Source organism: Rhodococcus sp. NPDC054953 (assembly GCF_053609225.1).
Map to the genome: position 1 here is coordinate 25,784 of NZ_JBSGXD010000011.1, position 16,781 is coordinate 42,564.

General features: G+C 71.5%; 15 protein-coding genes and 3 tRNA genes. 3 read left to right on the forward strand and 15 right to left on the reverse strand.

The features are described from left to right. Positions 1–6: 6 nt before the first annotated feature. From ACWF62_RS10020 to ACWF62_RS10030, 3 genes are all read right to left on the reverse strand, one after another. Positions 7–79: transfer RNA gene (locus ACWF62_RS10020), tRNA-Met, on the reverse strand. A gap of 69 nt (positions 80–148) precedes the next feature. Then, positions 149–221 (reverse strand) — tRNA-Thr (locus tag ACWF62_RS10025). Positions 222–364: 143 nt separating this feature from the next. Further along, positions 365–447 (reverse strand) — tRNA-Tyr (locus tag ACWF62_RS10030). 166 nt (positions 448–613) lie between these two features. Here ACWF62_RS10030 and ACWF62_RS10035 point away from each other — a divergent pair. Further along, a complete protein-coding gene (locus tag ACWF62_RS10035) occupies positions 614–1,105 on the forward strand; it encodes a YajQ family cyclic di-GMP-binding protein (protein WP_378508188.1) in 492 nt (163 codons plus the stop codon). Between the two features lie 122 nt (positions 1,106–1,227). On the opposite strand, the gene ACWF62_RS10040 is transcribed toward ACWF62_RS10035, so the two are convergent. The 3 genes from ACWF62_RS10040 to ACWF62_RS10050 form a co-directional block, all read right to left on the reverse strand. After that, entirely contained in the window at positions 1,228–3,027 is a 1,800-nt protein-coding gene (locus tag ACWF62_RS10040; RefSeq protein ID WP_452629965.1) for a CocE/NonD family hydrolase, read from the reverse strand. A 51-nt stretch (positions 3,028–3,078) separates the two neighbouring features. Beyond that, a complete protein-coding gene (gene htpX / locus ACWF62_RS10045) occupies positions 3,079–3,951 on the reverse strand; it encodes a zinc metalloprotease HtpX (protein WP_378508273.1) in 873 nt (290 codons plus the stop codon). A 91-nt stretch (positions 3,952–4,042) separates the two neighbouring features. Then, a complete protein-coding gene (locus tag ACWF62_RS10050; protein ID WP_378508190.1) occupies positions 4,043–5,074 on the reverse strand; it encodes a polyprenyl synthetase family protein in 1,032 nt (343 codons plus the stop codon). Between the two features lie 246 nt (positions 5,075–5,320). On the opposite strand from ACWF62_RS10050, the gene ACWF62_RS10055 reads away from it, so the two are divergent. Further along, entirely contained in the window at positions 5,321–6,529 is a 1,209-nt protein-coding gene (locus ACWF62_RS10055; protein WP_378508274.1) for a geranylgeranyl reductase family protein, read from the forward strand. Positions 6,530–6,580: 51 nt separating this feature from the next. Here ACWF62_RS10055 and ACWF62_RS10060 read toward each other — a convergent pair whose 3' ends face one another. From ACWF62_RS10060 to menD, 6 genes are all read right to left on the reverse strand, one after another. Further along, the gene (locus ACWF62_RS10060) at positions 6,581–6,961 is read right to left on the reverse strand and encodes a Zn-ribbon domain-containing OB-fold protein (protein ID WP_378508191.1); all 381 of its coding nucleotides are present in this window, start codon (positions 6,959–6,961) and stop codon (positions 6,581–6,583) included. Beyond that, positions 6,958–7,827, reverse strand: a complete 870-nt coding sequence (locus ACWF62_RS10065; protein ID WP_378508192.1) for an alpha/beta fold hydrolase — start codon at positions 7,825–7,827, stop codon at positions 6,958–6,960. Before ACWF62_RS10065 ends, ACWF62_RS10060 begins: the two co-directional genes overlap by 4 nt. 164 nt (positions 7,828–7,991) lie before the next feature. Then, entirely contained in the window at positions 7,992–10,343 is a 2,352-nt protein-coding gene (locus tag ACWF62_RS10070; RefSeq protein WP_378508193.1) for an ATP-binding protein, read from the reverse strand. Between the two features lie 52 nt (positions 10,344–10,395). After that, the gene (locus ACWF62_RS10075) at positions 10,396–11,094 is read right to left on the reverse strand and encodes a demethylmenaquinone methyltransferase (protein ID WP_378508194.1); all 699 of its coding nucleotides are present in this window, start codon (positions 11,092–11,094) and stop codon (positions 10,396–10,398) included. 26 nt (positions 11,095–11,120) lie between these two features. After that, positions 11,121–11,531, reverse strand: a complete 411-nt coding sequence (locus ACWF62_RS10080; protein WP_378508195.1) for a DUF3592 domain-containing protein — start codon at positions 11,529–11,531, stop codon at positions 11,121–11,123. Beyond that, positions 11,528–13,162, reverse strand: a complete 1,635-nt coding sequence (gene menD, locus ACWF62_RS10085) for a 2-succinyl-5-enolpyruvyl-6-hydroxy-3-cyclohexene-1-carboxylic-acid synthase (RefSeq protein ID WP_378508196.1) — start codon at positions 13,160–13,162, stop codon at positions 11,528–11,530. Before menD ends, ACWF62_RS10080 begins: the two co-directional genes overlap by 4 nt. 105 nt (positions 13,163–13,267) lie before the next feature. Between menD and ACWF62_RS10090 the strand changes: the two genes are divergently transcribed. Further along, positions 13,268–14,101, forward strand: a complete 834-nt coding sequence (locus ACWF62_RS10090) for a siderophore-interacting protein (protein WP_378508197.1) — start codon at positions 13,268–13,270, stop codon at positions 14,099–14,101. Between the two features lie 247 nt (positions 14,102–14,348). Here the strand turns inward: ACWF62_RS10090 and ACWF62_RS10095 are convergent, their stop codons facing one another. The 3 genes from ACWF62_RS10095 to ACWF62_RS10105 form a co-directional block, all read right to left on the reverse strand. Then, the gene (locus ACWF62_RS10095) at positions 14,349–14,792 is read right to left on the reverse strand and encodes a DUF6918 family protein (RefSeq protein WP_452629966.1); all 444 of its coding nucleotides are present in this window, start codon (positions 14,790–14,792) and stop codon (positions 14,349–14,351) included. Positions 14,793–14,935: 143 nt separating this feature from the next. Beyond that, positions 14,936–15,925, reverse strand: a complete 990-nt coding sequence (locus ACWF62_RS10100) for an o-succinylbenzoate synthase (protein WP_378508199.1) — start codon at positions 15,923–15,925, stop codon at positions 14,936–14,938. Beyond that, the gene (locus ACWF62_RS10105; RefSeq protein WP_452629967.1) at positions 15,922–16,779 is read right to left on the reverse strand and encodes a 2-phosphosulfolactate phosphatase; all 858 of its coding nucleotides are present in this window, start codon (positions 16,777–16,779) and stop codon (positions 15,922–15,924) included. The genes ACWF62_RS10100 and ACWF62_RS10105 overlap by 4 nt, the downstream gene beginning before the upstream one ends. Between the last annotated feature and the right edge of the window lie 2 nt (positions 16,780–16,781).

Below are 16,781 nucleotides of genomic sequence, written 5' to 3' on the forward strand. Positions count from 1 at the left end.
GGTTTGTAGCGATGGCCGGACTTGAACCGGCGACACAACGATTATGAGTCGTTTGCTCTACCGACTGAGCTACACCGCCTCGATGCATCGGCGCCAGTACACGTGACCCACATGGTACGTGAGCCAGGTACGCAGCACCCATCCAGCGAGCCCCCTAACGGAATCGAACCGTTGACCTTTTCCTTACCATGGAAACGCTCTGCCGACTGAGCTAAGGGGGCATGCTCCGCTGCGCTCTCGCGCTTTGAAGCCTTCCGAAGGTTACACAGTCTCTGTCCGGAGTTCCAAACCGCCTGGTCAGGAGCCGTTTTCAACTTTGCAACCGCCAGGTCCCAGCGAGCTGACGCTCGCCGGGACCCCGGTGTGGCAGGTGTAGGATTCGAACCTACGTAGGCGTAAGCCGACGGATTTACAGTCCGCTCCCATTGGCCGCTCGGGCAACCTGCCTGGTGTCATCCAGGGTTCCTCGGCCGGCCCTCTCGGGCAACCCGGTTCTCCCTGACGCGTTGAGAAGAATACAACTACCGGGGCGGGTGAACGCAAACCGGGTGGTTATCGTGGGTTCTCGAACCCCCGGGACCTGGCCGGGACCGACGAAGTAGGGAGACAAGACGTGGCGGATTCGTCCTTCGACGTGGTGAGCAAGGTGGACCGGCAGGAAGTGGACAACGCGCTGCACCAGGCCGAGAAAGAGCTGAACACGCGCTTCGACTTCCGCGGCACCGGGGCGAGCATCGAGTGGTCGGGAGAGGAGTCGATCACCCTCGCCGCCGAGACCGAGGAGCGCCTCAAGGCCGCACTGGAGGTGTTCAAGGAGAAGCTGATCCGTCGGGACATCTCGCTGAAGGCCTTCGACGCGGGCGAACCCGCCCAGTCCGGAAAGATCTACAAGCTCACCGGCTCCCTCGTTCAGGGCATCTCGACCGAGAACGCGAAGAAGATCTCGAAGAAGATCCGCGACGAGGGCCCGAAGGGCGTCAAGGCGCAGATCCAGGGCGAGGAGCTGCGGGTGAGCAGCAAGAAGCGCGACGACCTGCAGGCCGTGATCGCGCTGCTCAAGGGCGAGGACTTCGGTATCGCGCTGCAGTTCGTCAACTACCGGTAGCACCGGCACACCGGTAGGCACCCGCGTCCCCGCGGCGTCCCCCCCACCGAGTGAACGGAAGCGTTCAGTCGATCTGATCGACTGAACGATCCGTTCACTCCGTTGCGGGCACGGCCCTCCGCTCAGCCCTCGACGACCGGGAGCGTCAACTGCTGACCGGGATCGCCTGCGGCGACGGTGACCCGACGCGGCACCAGCCCGCCGCGGAAGTTCGAATCGCTACCCGACAACGCCACCCGGATGCGGTGGCCGGTGTCGAATCGGTGCACGATCGCGGGGAGCGTCACCTCGGTGCTGGCACCAAGGTCGACGATGCGCACGGGCGCGACCTGCCCGTTGATCAGCGTCGCCGAACCGTCCGGCGCCACGTCGTAGAGCTTCGCGAACATCACGACCGCGTCCCGCTCGTCGCCGACGGGGGTGGGGGTCGTCACGGTCACCGCCAGCTCCGGTGCCCCGACGACGTCGAGCGGGCCGTCGAGCGGCGCTCCGGTCCAGGCAACGACGCTGCCCGGCGGCTGATCCTCCGGCCGCGGGCCGGGATCGACGCGGATGTTCGACGCCGTTGAGCCCTGAACCACCCCGCCCGCCGGGGTGTCGAATGCCGCCGCGCCCGCCCGGATATCGCCGCGGTCGGTCACCAACTGCCCGCCGTCGGACAGGAACAGCGACCGCGGCTCCCCCACGATCGGGCCCGCGGCGGTCGCGTAGCTTTCGGCGATGTCGCCGGCGGCGACCCAGTCCCGGTGGTAGGCGAACGTCGGTCCGGTGTCGACGGCGAGCCCCTTGAGGTGATGCTCGAACCAATCCAGGTAGCGCGCCGTCGGATACTGCGTGTCCGGGTCGGGCCTGCCGAGCCCGCCGAGCAGCAGGTTCGTCTCCCCGCCGGACGAGTGCCCGGACCGCTGCCAGATCATCTTCACCTCGGTTCCCCGCCGCTGCAGCGCCTCGAACGTGGCCTGTGCCTCGTTGAGGGTGAACAGGGTGTCCTCCGCGCCCTGGATCAGCAGGGTGGGGGTATGGATCCGGTCCGCGTACGAGGTGGCCGAGGCGGCCCGCAGGAACCGCACCGCCTGCGGATCCGGGAAGCCCTGCGTAAGCGAGGTGACGAGCGCCCCGCAGGTCGGATCGGCGAAGTTCGGGCAGCCGACAAGCTTGGACGGGTCGGTGCGGTAGCCGTCGGCACCGGGCGCCGTCAGGCCCGCCCCGGTGAACAGGGCCGTCCACGACGTCTTGGTTGCGCCGGGGACCGCGCCGGACACCCCCACGTCGGCTCCCGTGCTGTTCGGCGCCAACGAATAGCTCAGGTCGTTCCAGGTGATCATCGGCACGATCGCATCGATCCGCGGGTCGACGGCGGCCGCGGCGAGCTGGATCGCGCCGCCGTAGGAGCCGCCGACCATACCGACGCGCGGGTCGTTCGGCAGCACCCGGCCGTCCTGCGCGACGACGTCACGCACCACGTGCTCCGCACCCGGCACCGGCTGGGTGTGCGCGGCGTCGGCGTAGGCGATGCCGTCCGCGCCGCCGAGGAAGCTGACGAGGTCCTGCGCGGCCCGGCCGTCGAATTCCGGGTCGTCGAGGGTCACCTTGCACCCGGAGCCGCCGAAGCCGAGACCCGAGTACGCAAGGACCACGTATCCCCGGCCTGCGAGGAACTCGGCGGTCGGCGTCTGGGCGTCCTTGTCCTGGCCGAAGCCGTGGGTGGTGAGCACGGCCGGTGCCGGGTTCGTCACCGACACCCCTACCGGGGTGTAGAGGTCCGCCTCGACGGCGCAGTGCTGGTCGTTCCCGGCCCCGACGGTGGTGTCGAAGTACAGGCTCTTCTTGCTGAACCCGACCGGATCGGCGTGTGCCACGCTCACCGGGAGTGCCGCGCCAACCACCACGGCGACGGCAGCGAACAGGGTTGTCGTCCTCATCTACCGCCCGATCTGCATCGAAGTCCGTATCGGACGGTAAACCTACCCCCGCTACTCGGGGAGCCGGCGACCCGCGAGGTTTTCCAGCCGCTCGATCCGGTCGGCCATCGGGGGGTGTGTGGCGAACATCCGACTCATCTTGTCGCCCGCCCGGAACGGGTTCGCGATCATCATGTGGGACTGCGCAGCGATCTTCGGTTCCGGCGGCAACGGCGCGGCCTGGGTGCCCCGTTCGAGCTTGCGCAGCGCCGACGCCAGGGCCAGCGGGTCACCGGTGAGCTCCGCACCCGACTGATCCGCCTGGTACTCCCGCGACCGCGAGACCGCCAGCTTCACCACGGTCGCGGCGATCGGGCCGAGCAGCGACACCAGCAGCAGCGCGAGCGGGTTCGGGCGGTTCTCCCCGCGTCCACCGAACATGCCAGCGAACATCGCCATGTTCGCCAGCCCGGAGATCACCGCCGCCATCGCACCGGCAACCGAGGAGATCAGGATGTCGCGGTTGTAGACGTGCGAGAGCTCGTGCCCGAGCACCGCACGCAGCTCCCGTTCGTCGAGGATCTGCAGAATTCCGCTGGTGCAGCAGACCGCGGCGTTGCGCGGGTTGCGTCCGGTCGCGAAGGCGTTCGGGGCGGCGGTGGGGCTGATGTACAGCCGCGGCATCGGCTGATGCGCGGCGGTCGCGAGTTCGCGCACGATCTTGTAGATGACCGGCGCCTCCACCTCGGTGATCGGCTGGGCGTGCATCGCGCGCAGGGCGAGCTTGTCGCTGTTGAAGTAGGCGTACGCGTTGGTGCCGACGGCCAGCAGGATCGAGAGGATCAGAATCGTCCGGCTGTTGAACAGGGATCCGACGAAGACGATCAGCGCCGACATGACCACCAGCAGGCCGAAGGTCTTGACCCCGTTCGAGTACCTGTGCACAGCCACCTCATTCCCCTGGCTGGCCGGGACCGGCCCACCACCCGTTGAACGAGGGATCACCTGGAGGGGTTCCCTCGGTGGGAACGTTACTTCAGCCGACGCGGGCGATCGTGTATTCGACCAGGCGTTTCAGTGCCTCGTTCGCCGGTCCCTGCGGCAGCTCCGCGAGCTGGGTGCGGGCGAGGTCGACGTACTCGCCGAGCTTCGCTTTCGCGGCGGCCATCCCCGGCGACCGTTCCAGCAGGCTCAGGGCCTCCGCGACCGCGGCGTCCTCGGTGACCGGCCCGGCAAGCAGTTCCCGGAGGCGGTCGCCGTCGGGGCCCTCCTCGCGGAGCGCGTACAGCACCGGGAGGGTGTGCACCCCCTCCCGCAGATCCGTTCCCGGTGTCTTCCCGGACTGCGCGGACACCGAGGAGATGTCGATGATGTCGTCGACGATCTGGAATGCGGTGCCGATCGCGTCGCCGAGCCGCTCAAGCCGGACCACGTCCTCGGCCGTCGCGCCCGCGAACGTGCCACCGAAACGCCCGCACGCGGCGATCAACGATCCGGTCTTCTCCCACACCACCTTCAGGTAGTGCTCGACCGGGTCCTGGCTCTGCTTCGCCCCGATGGTCTCCCGCATCTGGCCGGTGACCAGCGCGGCGAACGTCTCCGCGATGATCCGGACCGCGTCCGGGCCGAGGGTCGACACCAGCCGTGAGGCGTGGGCGAACAGGTAGTCGCCGGCCAGGATCGCGATGCTGTTGTCCCAGCGGGAGTTCGCGCTCGGCGCGCCGCGCCGCATCGACGCCTCGTCCATCACGTCGTCGTGATACAGCGTGGCCAGGTGCACCAGCTCGACGACGGTCGCGGCGGTGATCACCGCCGGATCGGTGCCCCGCGGCCCCAGCTGGGCGGTCAGCAGGGTGAACAACGGCCGGAACCGTTTCCCGCCCGCCTTGGCCAGGTGTAGGGCGGCCTCGGTGAGAAAGTCCTCTCCGTCGGACAGCTCGCCGACCAGCAGAGCCTCCACGTCGGTCAGACCCGTCCGCACCACCTCGGCCAGTGCCTGGTCGCCCAGATCCACACCGGCGACGACGGTGCTCGTCGCTTCGCTCGTGCTCACGATCTCAGTACCCATCCTGTTCTCCGAGACACCGGCCAAACCGATCCCACTGTCACCGGCCCGACGACTGCTGTGGATGCCCACGGTAGTGGGCACGCGGCGGGTGCGGGGTACCCGGGCTGCCACCGGGCGTGGGGCCGGGCCTGACAAGATACTGCCGTGGTGCCTCCGCCTGCCGAATCCGATCAATTCGCACCGACCGCCGCAACACCGACGGGCGTCCCAGACGCCGCACCGACGGGCGTCCCCGAGCGGACCGAGGTGCTGGTTGTCGGCGCAGGTCCGGCCGGCTCCGCGGCCGCGGCCTGGGCAGCCCGATCCGGCCGCGAGGTGCTGCTGGCGGATGCCGCGGCGTTTCCCCGCGACAAGACCTGCGGCGACGGCCTGACGCCGCGCGCGGTCGGCGAACTGAACCATCTGGGGCTCAGCGAGTGGCTGAGCGGCCGCCCGGTGAACCGGGGGCTGCGGCTGACCGGGTTCGGCAGGGAACTGCAGCTGCAATGGCCGGACGGCGCGTTCCCCGCCACCGGCAGCGCGGTGCCACGGACGGAACTCGACGACCGGATCCGCCGGGTCGCGGTGGCGGCGGGCGCGACGATGCTCGCCGGCGCGAAGGCGGTCGACGTCGAGCGGGACGCCGACACCGTGCGCGCGGTCACGTTCGCGACGGCGGACGGCGCCCGCACCGTCCGGTGCCGGTATCTGGTGGTCGCCGACGGCGTCCGGTCTCCCCTCGGCAAGCTGCTGGGCAGGCGGTGGCACCGCGAGACCGCCTACGGCGTCGCGGCCCGCGCCTACGTCGACTCCGGTCGCGCCGACGACGAGTGGATCACCTCCCACCTGGAACTGCGGGACGGTGCGGGGGCGCTGCTGTCCGGCTACGGCTGGGTGTTCCCGCTCGGCGGGGGCCGGGTGAACCTCGGGGTCGGAACGCTGGCGACCGCGACCCACCCGGCGCCGGGGGCGCTGCGCCCGCTGATCGAGTTGTACGCGGCGCAACGCCGCGACGAATGGCACCTGGACGGGCCGATCCGATCGGTCGGGTCGGCGCTGCTGCCGATGGGCGGGGCGGTGTCCGGGGTGGCCGGCGCGAACTGGGCGCTGGTCGGGGACGCGGCGGCGTGCGTGAACCCGCTGAACGGGGAGGGCATCGACTACGGCCTGGAAACCGGCCGGATGATCGTCGACCTCCTCGATGCTGGCGAGCTCACCGAATTGTGGCCCACCGTGCTGCGGCAGCACTACGGCCGGGCGTTTTCGATCGCCCGCAGGCTCGCCGGGCTGCTGACGGTGCCGCGGGTGCTGCCAGCAGGTGGGCCGGTGGCGATGCGGTCGCGGGCGCTGATGACCGTCGCGGTCCGGGTGATGGGCAATCTGGTGACCGACGAGGACGCCGACCTGACCGCGCGGGCGTGGCGGGCTGCGGGGGCGGCGTCGCTGCGCGTCGACGGCCGCCCCCCGTTCAGCTGATCCTCGGCGTGACCGGACCGTTCAGGCCGTCGGGTGGCCTGAACGGTCCGGTCACTCGGACCCCGCCGGATCGAGGACGAACACCGGGAACCGGCCGACGACCGGTTCCTGCGCGAACACCACCCGGGCCCGGCCAGGGGCGGCGTCCGGGTGGCCGCCCTCGATCGCCGCATAAATCCACGGTCCCTCGTCGAGTTCGACGATCGCGATGGTCAGCGGGTCCAGCCCGCGTCCACTCGCTCCCGCGTTCGCCGGGTCGAGCCGGGTCCAGGACACGACGGCCCCCTGCCCCGTCGACGGCACCCATTCGAGGTTGCCGTCGCAGCTCGTGCACACCCACGTCTCGGGCGCGTACAGGGCCGAGCAGGATCCGCAGCACCGCAGCATGAAGGCCTCCGTCTCGAACGGCCTGGTGACCGCGTCGACGCTCATGCCGACACCTGCTCCCTGCATCGCGACAGGACCCGGCCGACGGTCTCCCCGAACCGGTCGGGTTCACCGATCGGCCAGCAGTGGTTGCCGGGCACCATCACCACGTTCGGGTCGCCGAGCGCGGCCCGCATCGAGTCGAAACTCGCCTCCGGGATCACGCTGTCCGCGGTACCCCACAGCAGCGTCACGGGCAGCCTCCGCTCCGCGAGCCTGATCAGCTCCGGCCGCAGGTCGGCGGTGCGGGCCACGTGCCCGGCCCGCCACACCGCCATCGGGTCCCGGAGCACGTTCGGAAGCGCGTCCCCGGCCAGGGCCCCGACGATCTGGCTCAGCGACGGCGAGCCGAGCGCATCGGCCTGCAGGCGCAGCGCCCAGTCCCACAGCGGCCGCTCACCGATCGGCCGGGCCGCCCCCTCGGACGTCCACTGGGCCCCGCCGACGGAGTTGACGAGCACCAATTCCTCGACATGGTCGGGCAGGTCGTGCGCGGCCCGGGCGGCGACGCCACCGCCGAACGAGTGTCCGATCGCGGTGACCGGGCGGCGGATGCCGATGGCGTCGACGAAACGGCCAACCCAGCGTGCGTACCCGTCGAGGTCGCGTTCGCCCTGGGGCAGCTCCGGGGTGCCGCCGAATCCGGGCATCGCGGGGGCATACACCCGCACCCCCCGATGCGCGAGCTCCCGGAGCGCGGCCCGGTACGGGGCAGGTCCGAGTCCCCAGCCGTGCAGGAAGACAACCGGCCTGCCGTGCCCACCGACCGCGTAGTCCACTGCACTGCGGTCGACGCGGACCTGTCGCCAGCGCAGGTCCTGGGCGGGCCGGTGACCGGCGGCCGACGAATTTCGGGGTGGAGACTCGTGCATCGGGTACCTCGACTTCACGGCGAGTGCCATCACTGGAGAACGACTCGGTTGCTGAGACGTTCATCACAGTGCCGGGTATCCGTGCGGGGCACGACGGCCGAATGACGGGGATGGGTACCTGTTTTTCGATTTCCGGGTACCCGGTGTCACCGAAAACCCGCCGGTCACCGCCCCCCGACGGGGTCGCCGGGCGCCCCGGACCGGCTCGTCTGCTGTTCGACGAACCAGGCCGCGATCTGGGTTCGTGAGCTGAAGCCGAGCTTGGCCAGCACGTGCTCCACGTGCCCCTGCGCCGTCCGCTGCGAGATCACCAACTTCCCGGCGATCGCGCGGTTGGTCAGGCCCTGCGCGACGAGTTCCGCGACCTGCTGTTCGCGCCGCGTCAGGGTGACGGCCTCGGGCTCCGGGGCAGGCGCGGGCACCTGCTGCTCGCCGAGTGCGTAGGCGAGGACGTCGTCGCAGGACATCGCGCCGCCCTGCCGCCAGGCCGCATCGAAGACCCCCTCCGCGAGCGCGTCGCGGGTGCGCTTCTCCGCCTCCTCGTGGTAGACGAGCACGTTCGGCAGCAACACGATCGGGCTGCCGACCGCCCGGGACCGGGCCTGCGCCGCCCCCATCAGGACCGCGGCCCGCCGATAGCGCCCGTCCGCGGCGGCGATCCAGGAGAGCACCTCGACGCAGGAGCTGCACCCGAGCGGATCGTCGATGACCCGCCCGAGCCGCAATCCCTGCTCCAGCAGGTCGGAGGCGCTGTCCGGGTCGTCGGACCATCGGCTCAACGCCAACGCGAGCAGGGAGTACTCGCGGATCGCGGATTCGCCGTGCTCCTCGGTGATGTCGAGGACCTCCTCGTGATAGGAGATCGCCCGGCTCTCCTCCCCGAGGACACCGGCGGACACCGCCGCACCGACCAGCGCGTTGGCGAGCCGAAGCAGGTCACCGGAGGCCCGGAACCGGGCAATGACCGCCTCGAACGCCGGGATGGCCTCGGTGAGGCTGCCCGCGAACAGCGACTCCGAGGCGGCGGCGAGATTCGTCAACAGGTCGGCCTCGGGGTCGCGGAGTTCGGCCGCGACGCGCCGACAACGCGCCACCAGGTCCGCGGCGCGTCGCAGGTCGCCCTGGGTGCCCGCCAGCACGCTGTCCACGTACAGCGCCTTCACCCGATCGAGACTCGGCAGGTCGGGTCCCCGGTCGAGGGCGCGGTCGAGCCAGTGCCTGCCCTCGCTGGACATGCCGCGGCACAACCAGTACGGGTACATGGCGGTTCCGATCCGCAGCGCACCGTCGACACCACCTGGCTCGGTGACGCTGAACGCGATCGCCTCGCGCAGGTTCGACTGTTCGCGGTCCAGCCTGCGGATCCAGTCGACCTGACGGGGACCGATCCACTCGGATTCCGCGGTCGCCGCGATGCCCTCGTACCAGTCCCGGTGCCGACGCCGCATCGCGGTGAACTCCCCCGCGTCCCGCAGCCTCTCGCGGCCGTACTCGCGGATCGTCTCGAGCATCCGGTACCGGACCCCGGCATCGACCTCCTCCCGGATCAGGATCGACTTGTCGACCAGCGACGCGACCCCGTCGAGCAGCGCGCCCGCGTCGTCCGGCTCGCCGCACACCCCTTCCGCGGCGTCGAGTTCGAAACTGCCCGCGAACACGGACAGCCGCCGCCACAGCACCTGCTCGGTGTCGGTGCACAGTTCGTGGCTCCAGTCGATGCTCATGCGCAGCGACTGCTGCCGGGTGGGGGCACCGCGGCTGCCCTTCGTCAGCAGCCGGTACCGGTCGGTGAGCCGCTCGAGGATCTGGTCGACCGACATCGCCCTCAGCCGGACCGCGGCCAGTTCGATCGGCAGCGGCAGCCCGTCGAGCTGATAGCAGATCGACGAGATCGCGACCCGGTTCTCCTCCGTCAGCGCGAATCCCGGCACCGCGGCGGCCGCCCGCTCCACGAACAGGGTCACCGCCTCGTACTGCGGCAGACCCTGCAGGTGCGGCGGCCGATGCGGATCCGGCACCGTCATCGCGGGCACCCGGCTCACCGCCTCGCCGCCGATCGACAGGGGCTCCCTGCTGGTCGCCAGGATCCGCAGATCCGGGCAGCACCGGAGCAGCGCCTCCGCGAGCGCGGCGATGGCGTCGATCAGATGCTCACAGTTGTCGAGGACCAGCAGCAGGTTCCGTTCGACGAGGTGATCGGTGAGCTGGGTCAGCGGCGAATGCCCGGGCAGTTGCCGCAGTCCGAGTGCGGCAGCGACGGCGTCCGCGACCAGGTCCGGGTCGTGCAGTTCCCCGAGCTCAACAAGCCACACCCCGTCCGGGAACGCGCGCCGTGCGTCGTCGGCGACCCGCAACGCGAGCCGCGTCTTCCCGACCCCGCCGATCCCGGTGAGGGTGACCAGCCGTGACGCGGACAGCAGCCGCTTGGCCTCGGTCAGTTCCCTCCGCCGACCGACGAAGCTGGTCAGTTCCTGGGGCAGGTTTCCCTGCCCCCCGCGCGCACCGGACTGGTTCATACTCGCGTCACTCCCGTTCTGGCCTCGGTGCGCCCCGACAACGCACCGAGTGTTACCGGCGGGCGCGATGCAGTGCCACGACCCCACCGGTCAGGTTGCGCCACTGTACGTCTCGCCAGCCCGCCGCCTCAATTGTTCGGGCCAACTCGTCCTGCGACGGCCACGCCCGGATGGACTCGGCGAGGTAGACGTAGGCGTCGGGATTGGAGCTGACGGCGCGCGCCACCCGGGGCAGCGCCCTCATCAGGTACTCCATGTAGACGGTTCGGAATGGGCCGAAGGTCGGCGTCGAGAATTCGCTGACCACCAGCCGACCGCCCGGCTTGGTGACGCGGGCGATCTCCCTCAGCCCGGCCTCGAAATCGGAGACGTTGCGCAGGCCGAACGAGATGGTCGCGGCGTCGAAGACGGCGTCCGCGTAGGGCAGGGCCATCGCGTCGCCCGCGACCATCGGCACCCGCCGGGACGACCCAGCGTGCAGCATCCCCTTCGAGAAGTCGGTGGCGACCACCCAGGCCCCGGACCGACCGAGTTCGACGGTCGACACCCCGGTGCCAGCCGCCAGGTCGAGGACCCGCTCCCCCGGCTTGAGGTCGAGGGCCGCGCGGGTCGCGGTCCGCCAGTGCCGGTCCTGCCCGAAGGAGAGGACGGTGTTGGTCAGGTCGTATCGACGCGCGACCCCGTCGAACATCGACGCGACCTCGTGCGGTTCCTTGTCGAGCGATGCCCGCGAGCCCTTCGTTGCTGCCACGCCGCCCACCGTACCGTCGCGCCCGGTCAGCCCGTCCGTCGCCTGACCGCCCACAGGACCGGCGCCGCGACCAGCCACGTCACCACGATCACCGACGCTGCGGGGAGCACCGCGACCCGCACGTCCCTCCCGGACACCCGCACCAGGTCGGGGTCGGAGCGGGCGTACTCGACGTCGATGCGCTGGCCCGCGGTCAGCTTGGTCGGGTACAGCACACCGAGCCGCGGGGTGTGCGTCACCCCGTCGGGAGTGACGAAGCTGACCGCCGAGCGCAGCGCGCCCGCCGAGAGCACCTCGGCGGTCGCGACGCCGCGGTCGGAGTTGATGGTGTGGTCGTTGCGCCACGCCGCGAGCACCAGCAGCACCGCCAGCACCGAGATGCCGGTGGCGACGACCAGCACCCCGCGGGCGACGCGATGCGCGGTTCTCGGGGTCACAGTTGCGCCCGGATCGCGGCGTGCAGCTCCCGCAGTCCCGCCCGGTCGGTGCCGACCTCGAGCACCCGAATCCCGCGACCGTAGGGGGTGGCCAGCTCGGTCGCCAGCCGATCGCAGGTCACCCGGGCGTGCTCGATCCGATAGGCGGCGCACAGCGCGGCAAGGTCCATGCCGTGTGGGGTGCCGAAGATCCGCTCAAAGACGCCCGCGTACTGCGGGTCGCCCTGTTCCAGGAGTTCGAAGATGCCGCCCCCGTCGTCGTTCGCGACGACGACGGTCAGGTCCTTCGGTCGCGGTTCCCCGGTCCCGATCAGCAGCCCCGACGCGTCGTGCAGGAACGTCAGGTCCCCCATCAGCGCAATCGTCCGGCCCCCGCCTGCCGCGTCGGCGGACAGCGCCGCCCCGACCGCCGCCGACACGGTGCCGTCGATGCCCGCGACGCCGCGGTTGGACAGCACCCGCACCCCGGGACGCGGGTAGCCGACCAGCGCGGCGTCCCGTACCGGGTTGGACGCGCCGAGCAACAGTTGGTCCCCGTCGCCGAGCGCATCGGCGACGACGGCGGCGACGTGCAGGCCGGTCGCACACTGATGGACGGAAAGCTGCTGCCGGACCGCCTTGTCCGCGTGCTCGGTCAGATGCCTGCAGCGCTCGAGCCACGCCTGCTGCGGCGCGCCGCTGACGATCGCCCGGGTGCCAGTGGCCTGGACATTGCCGGAGACGTCGGGCCAGCGGGGCCCGGTGGTCAGGGCGAACACCGACACCCGCGGGTCGGCGAGCAGCTTGGACACCGGGCGGTGCAGGGTCGGGCGGCCGGTGATGATCGCCTGACGCGGCGCCAGCTGGGACAGCGCGAGGGGATGCAGCGGGACCCCGTGCATCGGTGCGGTCGGTTCGGCGACCGTGGGGAGCGCGGCGAGTTCGGGCCGGTAGGCGGCGCCGTGCCCGGAGATCACCACGGTGTCGGGGCTGAGGTCGATCTCAAGAGGCACGTCCAGGGTGGCGTGCGCGGTCGTCGTCCAGGCCGCGCCGCCGGGCCTGCCCTCGTGTGCCGGCCCCTGCGGATGGGCGTCGGGAACGAGCGGTTCCCGGAACGGGATGTCGAAGTGGACGGGTCCGGCATTGCCGGAGCGGGTGCCGCGGGCGGCCGCGAGCACCCGGCACACCGCCGACCGCCACTGGCTGTTCTGCAGCGCCGCGTCGCCGTCGGCCTCGGCGAGACCGAGGCTGATCGTGGCGCGCACCTGGGTGCCGAACAGCCCGAGTTGTTCGACGGTCTGGTTGGCGCCGGTGCCGAGCATCTCGTAGGGCCGGTTCGCGGAGAGCACCACCAGCGGCACCCGCGCGTAGTTGGCCTCGAGCACGGCGGGCCCGAGATTGGCGACCGCGGTGCCGGAGGTCATCACGATCGGCACCGGGTGGCCGGAGGAGATCGCGAGGCCAAGCGCAAGGAAGCCTGCGGTCCGCTCGTCGATCCGCAGGTGCAGGCGCATCCGCCCGGCGGCGTCGGCGGCCTGCAGCGCGAACGCGAGCGGCGCATTCCGCGAACCCGGGCACAGCACGACGTCGCGGACGCCTCCGCGGATCAGTTCGTCGACGACGGCGGTGGCCTGGGCTGTGGACGGATTCACGGTGTCCAGGGTGTCAGACCTCGCGGGCAGGCCGAAGCGCCCCCACCGACGACCCGCCGCTAGTTAGGATTGCCTGATCTAATTCGGCACGGGAGGACGAATTTCATGGCCAGGCGCCCCACCTACATCAGACCCGACCAGCGCGCGTTCCTGCGGGCGCAGGTCGTCGCGAGCAAGCAGATCAGCCCCCACTTTGTCCGCGTCACGGTCGGCGGACCCGAGCTGCGCTCGTTCACCCCGCTCGGCAGCGACCAGTGGTTCCGAATGTTCCTGCCCGCCCCCGGCACCGGCCTGCGGCTGCCGACGGCGACCGGCAAACTCTGGTACGCGCAGTACCTGGCGATGAGCAAGGCGACCCGGCCGGTGGTGCGGAACTACACGGTGCGGGCGTTCCGGAACGCGGAGCAGGCGCGGCACGGCGCGGACCCGGAGATCGACATCGACTTCGTCTGCCACGGCGACGACAACGCGAGCGGCCCCGCCTCGGCGTGGTCCCAGTCCGCCGCCCCCGGCGACGAGGTCGCCCTGCTCGACGAGGGACTGATCCACCATCCGCGGCCGGACGCCCGGCGGTGGCTGCTGGTCGGCGACGAGAGCGCGTTGCCCGCGATCGCGGGGATCCTGGAGTCGGCACCGGCGGACGTGCGCGGGGAGACCTACCTTGAGGTGCCGCACGCCGACGACGCGCAGGACCTGCCTGCGCCGGACGGCATGACGGTGCACTGGCTGGCGCGGAGCGATCCGCATGCCCGACCGGGGACGCTGGCCCTCGACGCGGTGCGCGCCGCCGCCCTCGCCGACGTCCCGGACTACGCGTTCGTGGCTGGCGAGCAGGCGCTCGCGACCGGGGTGCGCCGCACCCTGGTGAACGATCGCGGGGTCGCGAAGGCCGACATCGCGTTCACCGGCTTCTGGCGGCACGGCCGCGCCGCGGGGTAAATGCGCCTGCGGCGCCGGTACAGAGAGGCGACTCCGCTGCGCTTCGCGCCCGGTGCAGAGAGGCGGCTCCGCTGCGCTTCGCGCCCGGTGCAGAGAGGCGGCTCCGCTGCGCTTCGCGCCCGGTGCAGAGGGGCGGCTCCGCTGCGCTTCGCGCCCGGTGCAGAGGGGCGGCTCCGCTGCGCTTCGCGCCCGGTGCGTGATTTTCACCCCGATCGGGGGGAAAATCACGCACAGTTGGCGGAGCCGACTAGCCGGCGTGCTTCTGGACGAGCGCGCCGAGCCGCGGCAGGGCCTCGACGACGTTCTTCTTCGCCGACGGGCGGAGCGACGAGTAGACCTTCTTGACGGCGGCCTTGCTGGTGCCCTCAATCTTGTCGTCGGTCACGCCGAGCAGCGCGTCCGCGACCTCGTCGCCGCGGGCGGTGAGGAAGTCACCGAACGCGCCGCCGGTGGCGCCGAAGTCCTGCCAGAACGGCTCCAGCCGGGTAACGAAGCTCGGCAGCAGGCCCTCGACCGCGTCCGGAACGATCGACGGTCCGACCTTCTTCACGGCGCCGTAGCCGGTCTTGAGGGCCAGACCCGAGGCGCCGGACTTGTCCGAAACCTCGGCGTCGATGAGCTCCTGCACGTCCGCGACGACAGCGGGCAGCCGCGCCGGGTCGAGCAGGGTGTCGTTCAGTGCTGCAACCACTTTCAATGCCTCCGATAGTGCGTGAATGTCGAGCGCCGACCCTATACGACGCACCGACCACACCATCAACTCCAGTCACCTGGAGCCACACCAGCCACCCGAGTCAACGGCAAGCAGCCCAGGTCAGCAATCATGCAGCGCATTCATAGCAGGGCGTGACACCGAGCCAGCCGATCCAGCCACCAGCCGGTGCGCTGGGGTGCGGCCGCCAACGCCGCGAGCCGCTCCTCATCCGGCACCACGGCAGCGACCTCGAGCTCGCCACCCGACAGCGGGAGCGGCGCCGCGACATCGGCGGCGAACAGGCTGCCGGTCCCGAGCCCGCAGGCCAGGTCAAGGGCGGGCAGCGCGGCGGCCGCGGCCAGCCCGGTCGCGATCCCGACCGCCGAATCCAGCGCGCTCGACACCACGATCCGCGCGCCGTGTCCGGCGAGTTCGTCGGCCAGCCGCAGCAGCGACCGCATCCCGCCGAGCGGCGCGACCTTCACGACCGCGACATCGGCGGCGCCGGCGCGCACGACCCGCAGCGGGTCGTCGGCACGGCGGATGCTCTCGTCGGCGGCGATCGGGACCGAGATGCCCCGGCCCGCCAGCCGCCGACGCAGTTCGACGAGTTCGGGGACCGTCGCGCACGGCTGTTCGGCGTACTGCACCGCGCCCCCGTCGGTCAGCGCGGACAGCGCCGCCACCGCCTCGTCGACGGACCACCCGCCGTTCGCGTCGACCCGGACGTGCTCGACACGGTTGCGGACCGCGGCAACGCGAGCCACGTCGTCGGCGAGGGACTGCCCCCTCTCGGCGACCTTCACCTTCGCGGTGCTGGCACCCGGAAAGCGGGTCAGGATCTGCGGCACCTGCGCGGCAGCGACCGCGGGCACCGTCGCGTTGACGGGGATCGTGGTGCGCACCGCGGGCGGCGGCCCCAGCCAGGCACTCTCGATCGCAGACCGCAGCCACGCGGACGATTCGACATCCCCATACTCAGGGAACGGCGCGAACTCGCCCCACCCGGCGGGCCCCCGAAGCAGCAGCACCTCGCGCACCGTGATGCCACGGAACCGCACCCGCATCGGCAGGGCGACGACGCGGGCGGCGGCGCGCAGCTCGTCGAGGGTCGGGGTCGGTCCGGTCACGCCGGATCTCCTTCGGTCGCGGCGTCGACGAATTCGATGCCCCGCAGCACCGGCACGACAGCGCTGACGTCGACCTCGGCGGCGACGGCCACGTCGCCGCCGAACCCCTTGGCCGCCAGCTCGCGCCCGCCCGCGCAGGAGTCGAGCAGCTCCCCGATCGTCGGCGCCGCGGCATCGAACGCGGCCGCCGCGGACAGCGATTCGGGGGAGCATCCGCCCGGGTCGGCGATCGCGAACGCCCGGAGCACCGCCCCGGCCCCCCACAGGTCCTCGACGGCCGGACGCAGCGAGCCGTCCGGCCACCGCTCCCCCGCCGCGATCACCGCCACCGTCGACGCGCCCGAGCTGGCGATCCAGCGAGCGACCGCGGACGCGTTGCGCAGGCACGCCCCAACCACAAGCGGCGACCCGCCGGTGGCGACATGCGGCGACCCGCCGGTAGCGACATGCGGCGACCCGCCGGTAGCGACATGCGGCGACCCGCCGGTGGCAAGGCCGAACGACAGCGCGGACCCGTTCGGCGACGGCAGCACCAACCGCGTCGGCACCGCACCCGCCCGCAGCGACAGCGGGGACAGGCTCGGCTGCCCGGGGCGGGCCCGCGACCGCCCCACCGCCGGCGTCGCATCGTGGTCGGCGGCGTAGGCGGCGGCGCCCGCCGGGTCCCACGGGTACGGGAGGACGACGGCGCCCGCCTCGAGCGCGACGGTGAGGGTGGTGCTGAACGACAGCACATCGACAACGACGGCGACATCGCAGCCGACCGCGACCGCTGCCGCGCCCGCGGGACCCCAGTCGAAGCGGATCCGGTGCGCGCCCTGGCGATGGGCGGGCGGTGCGGGTGGGGTCGGCACGG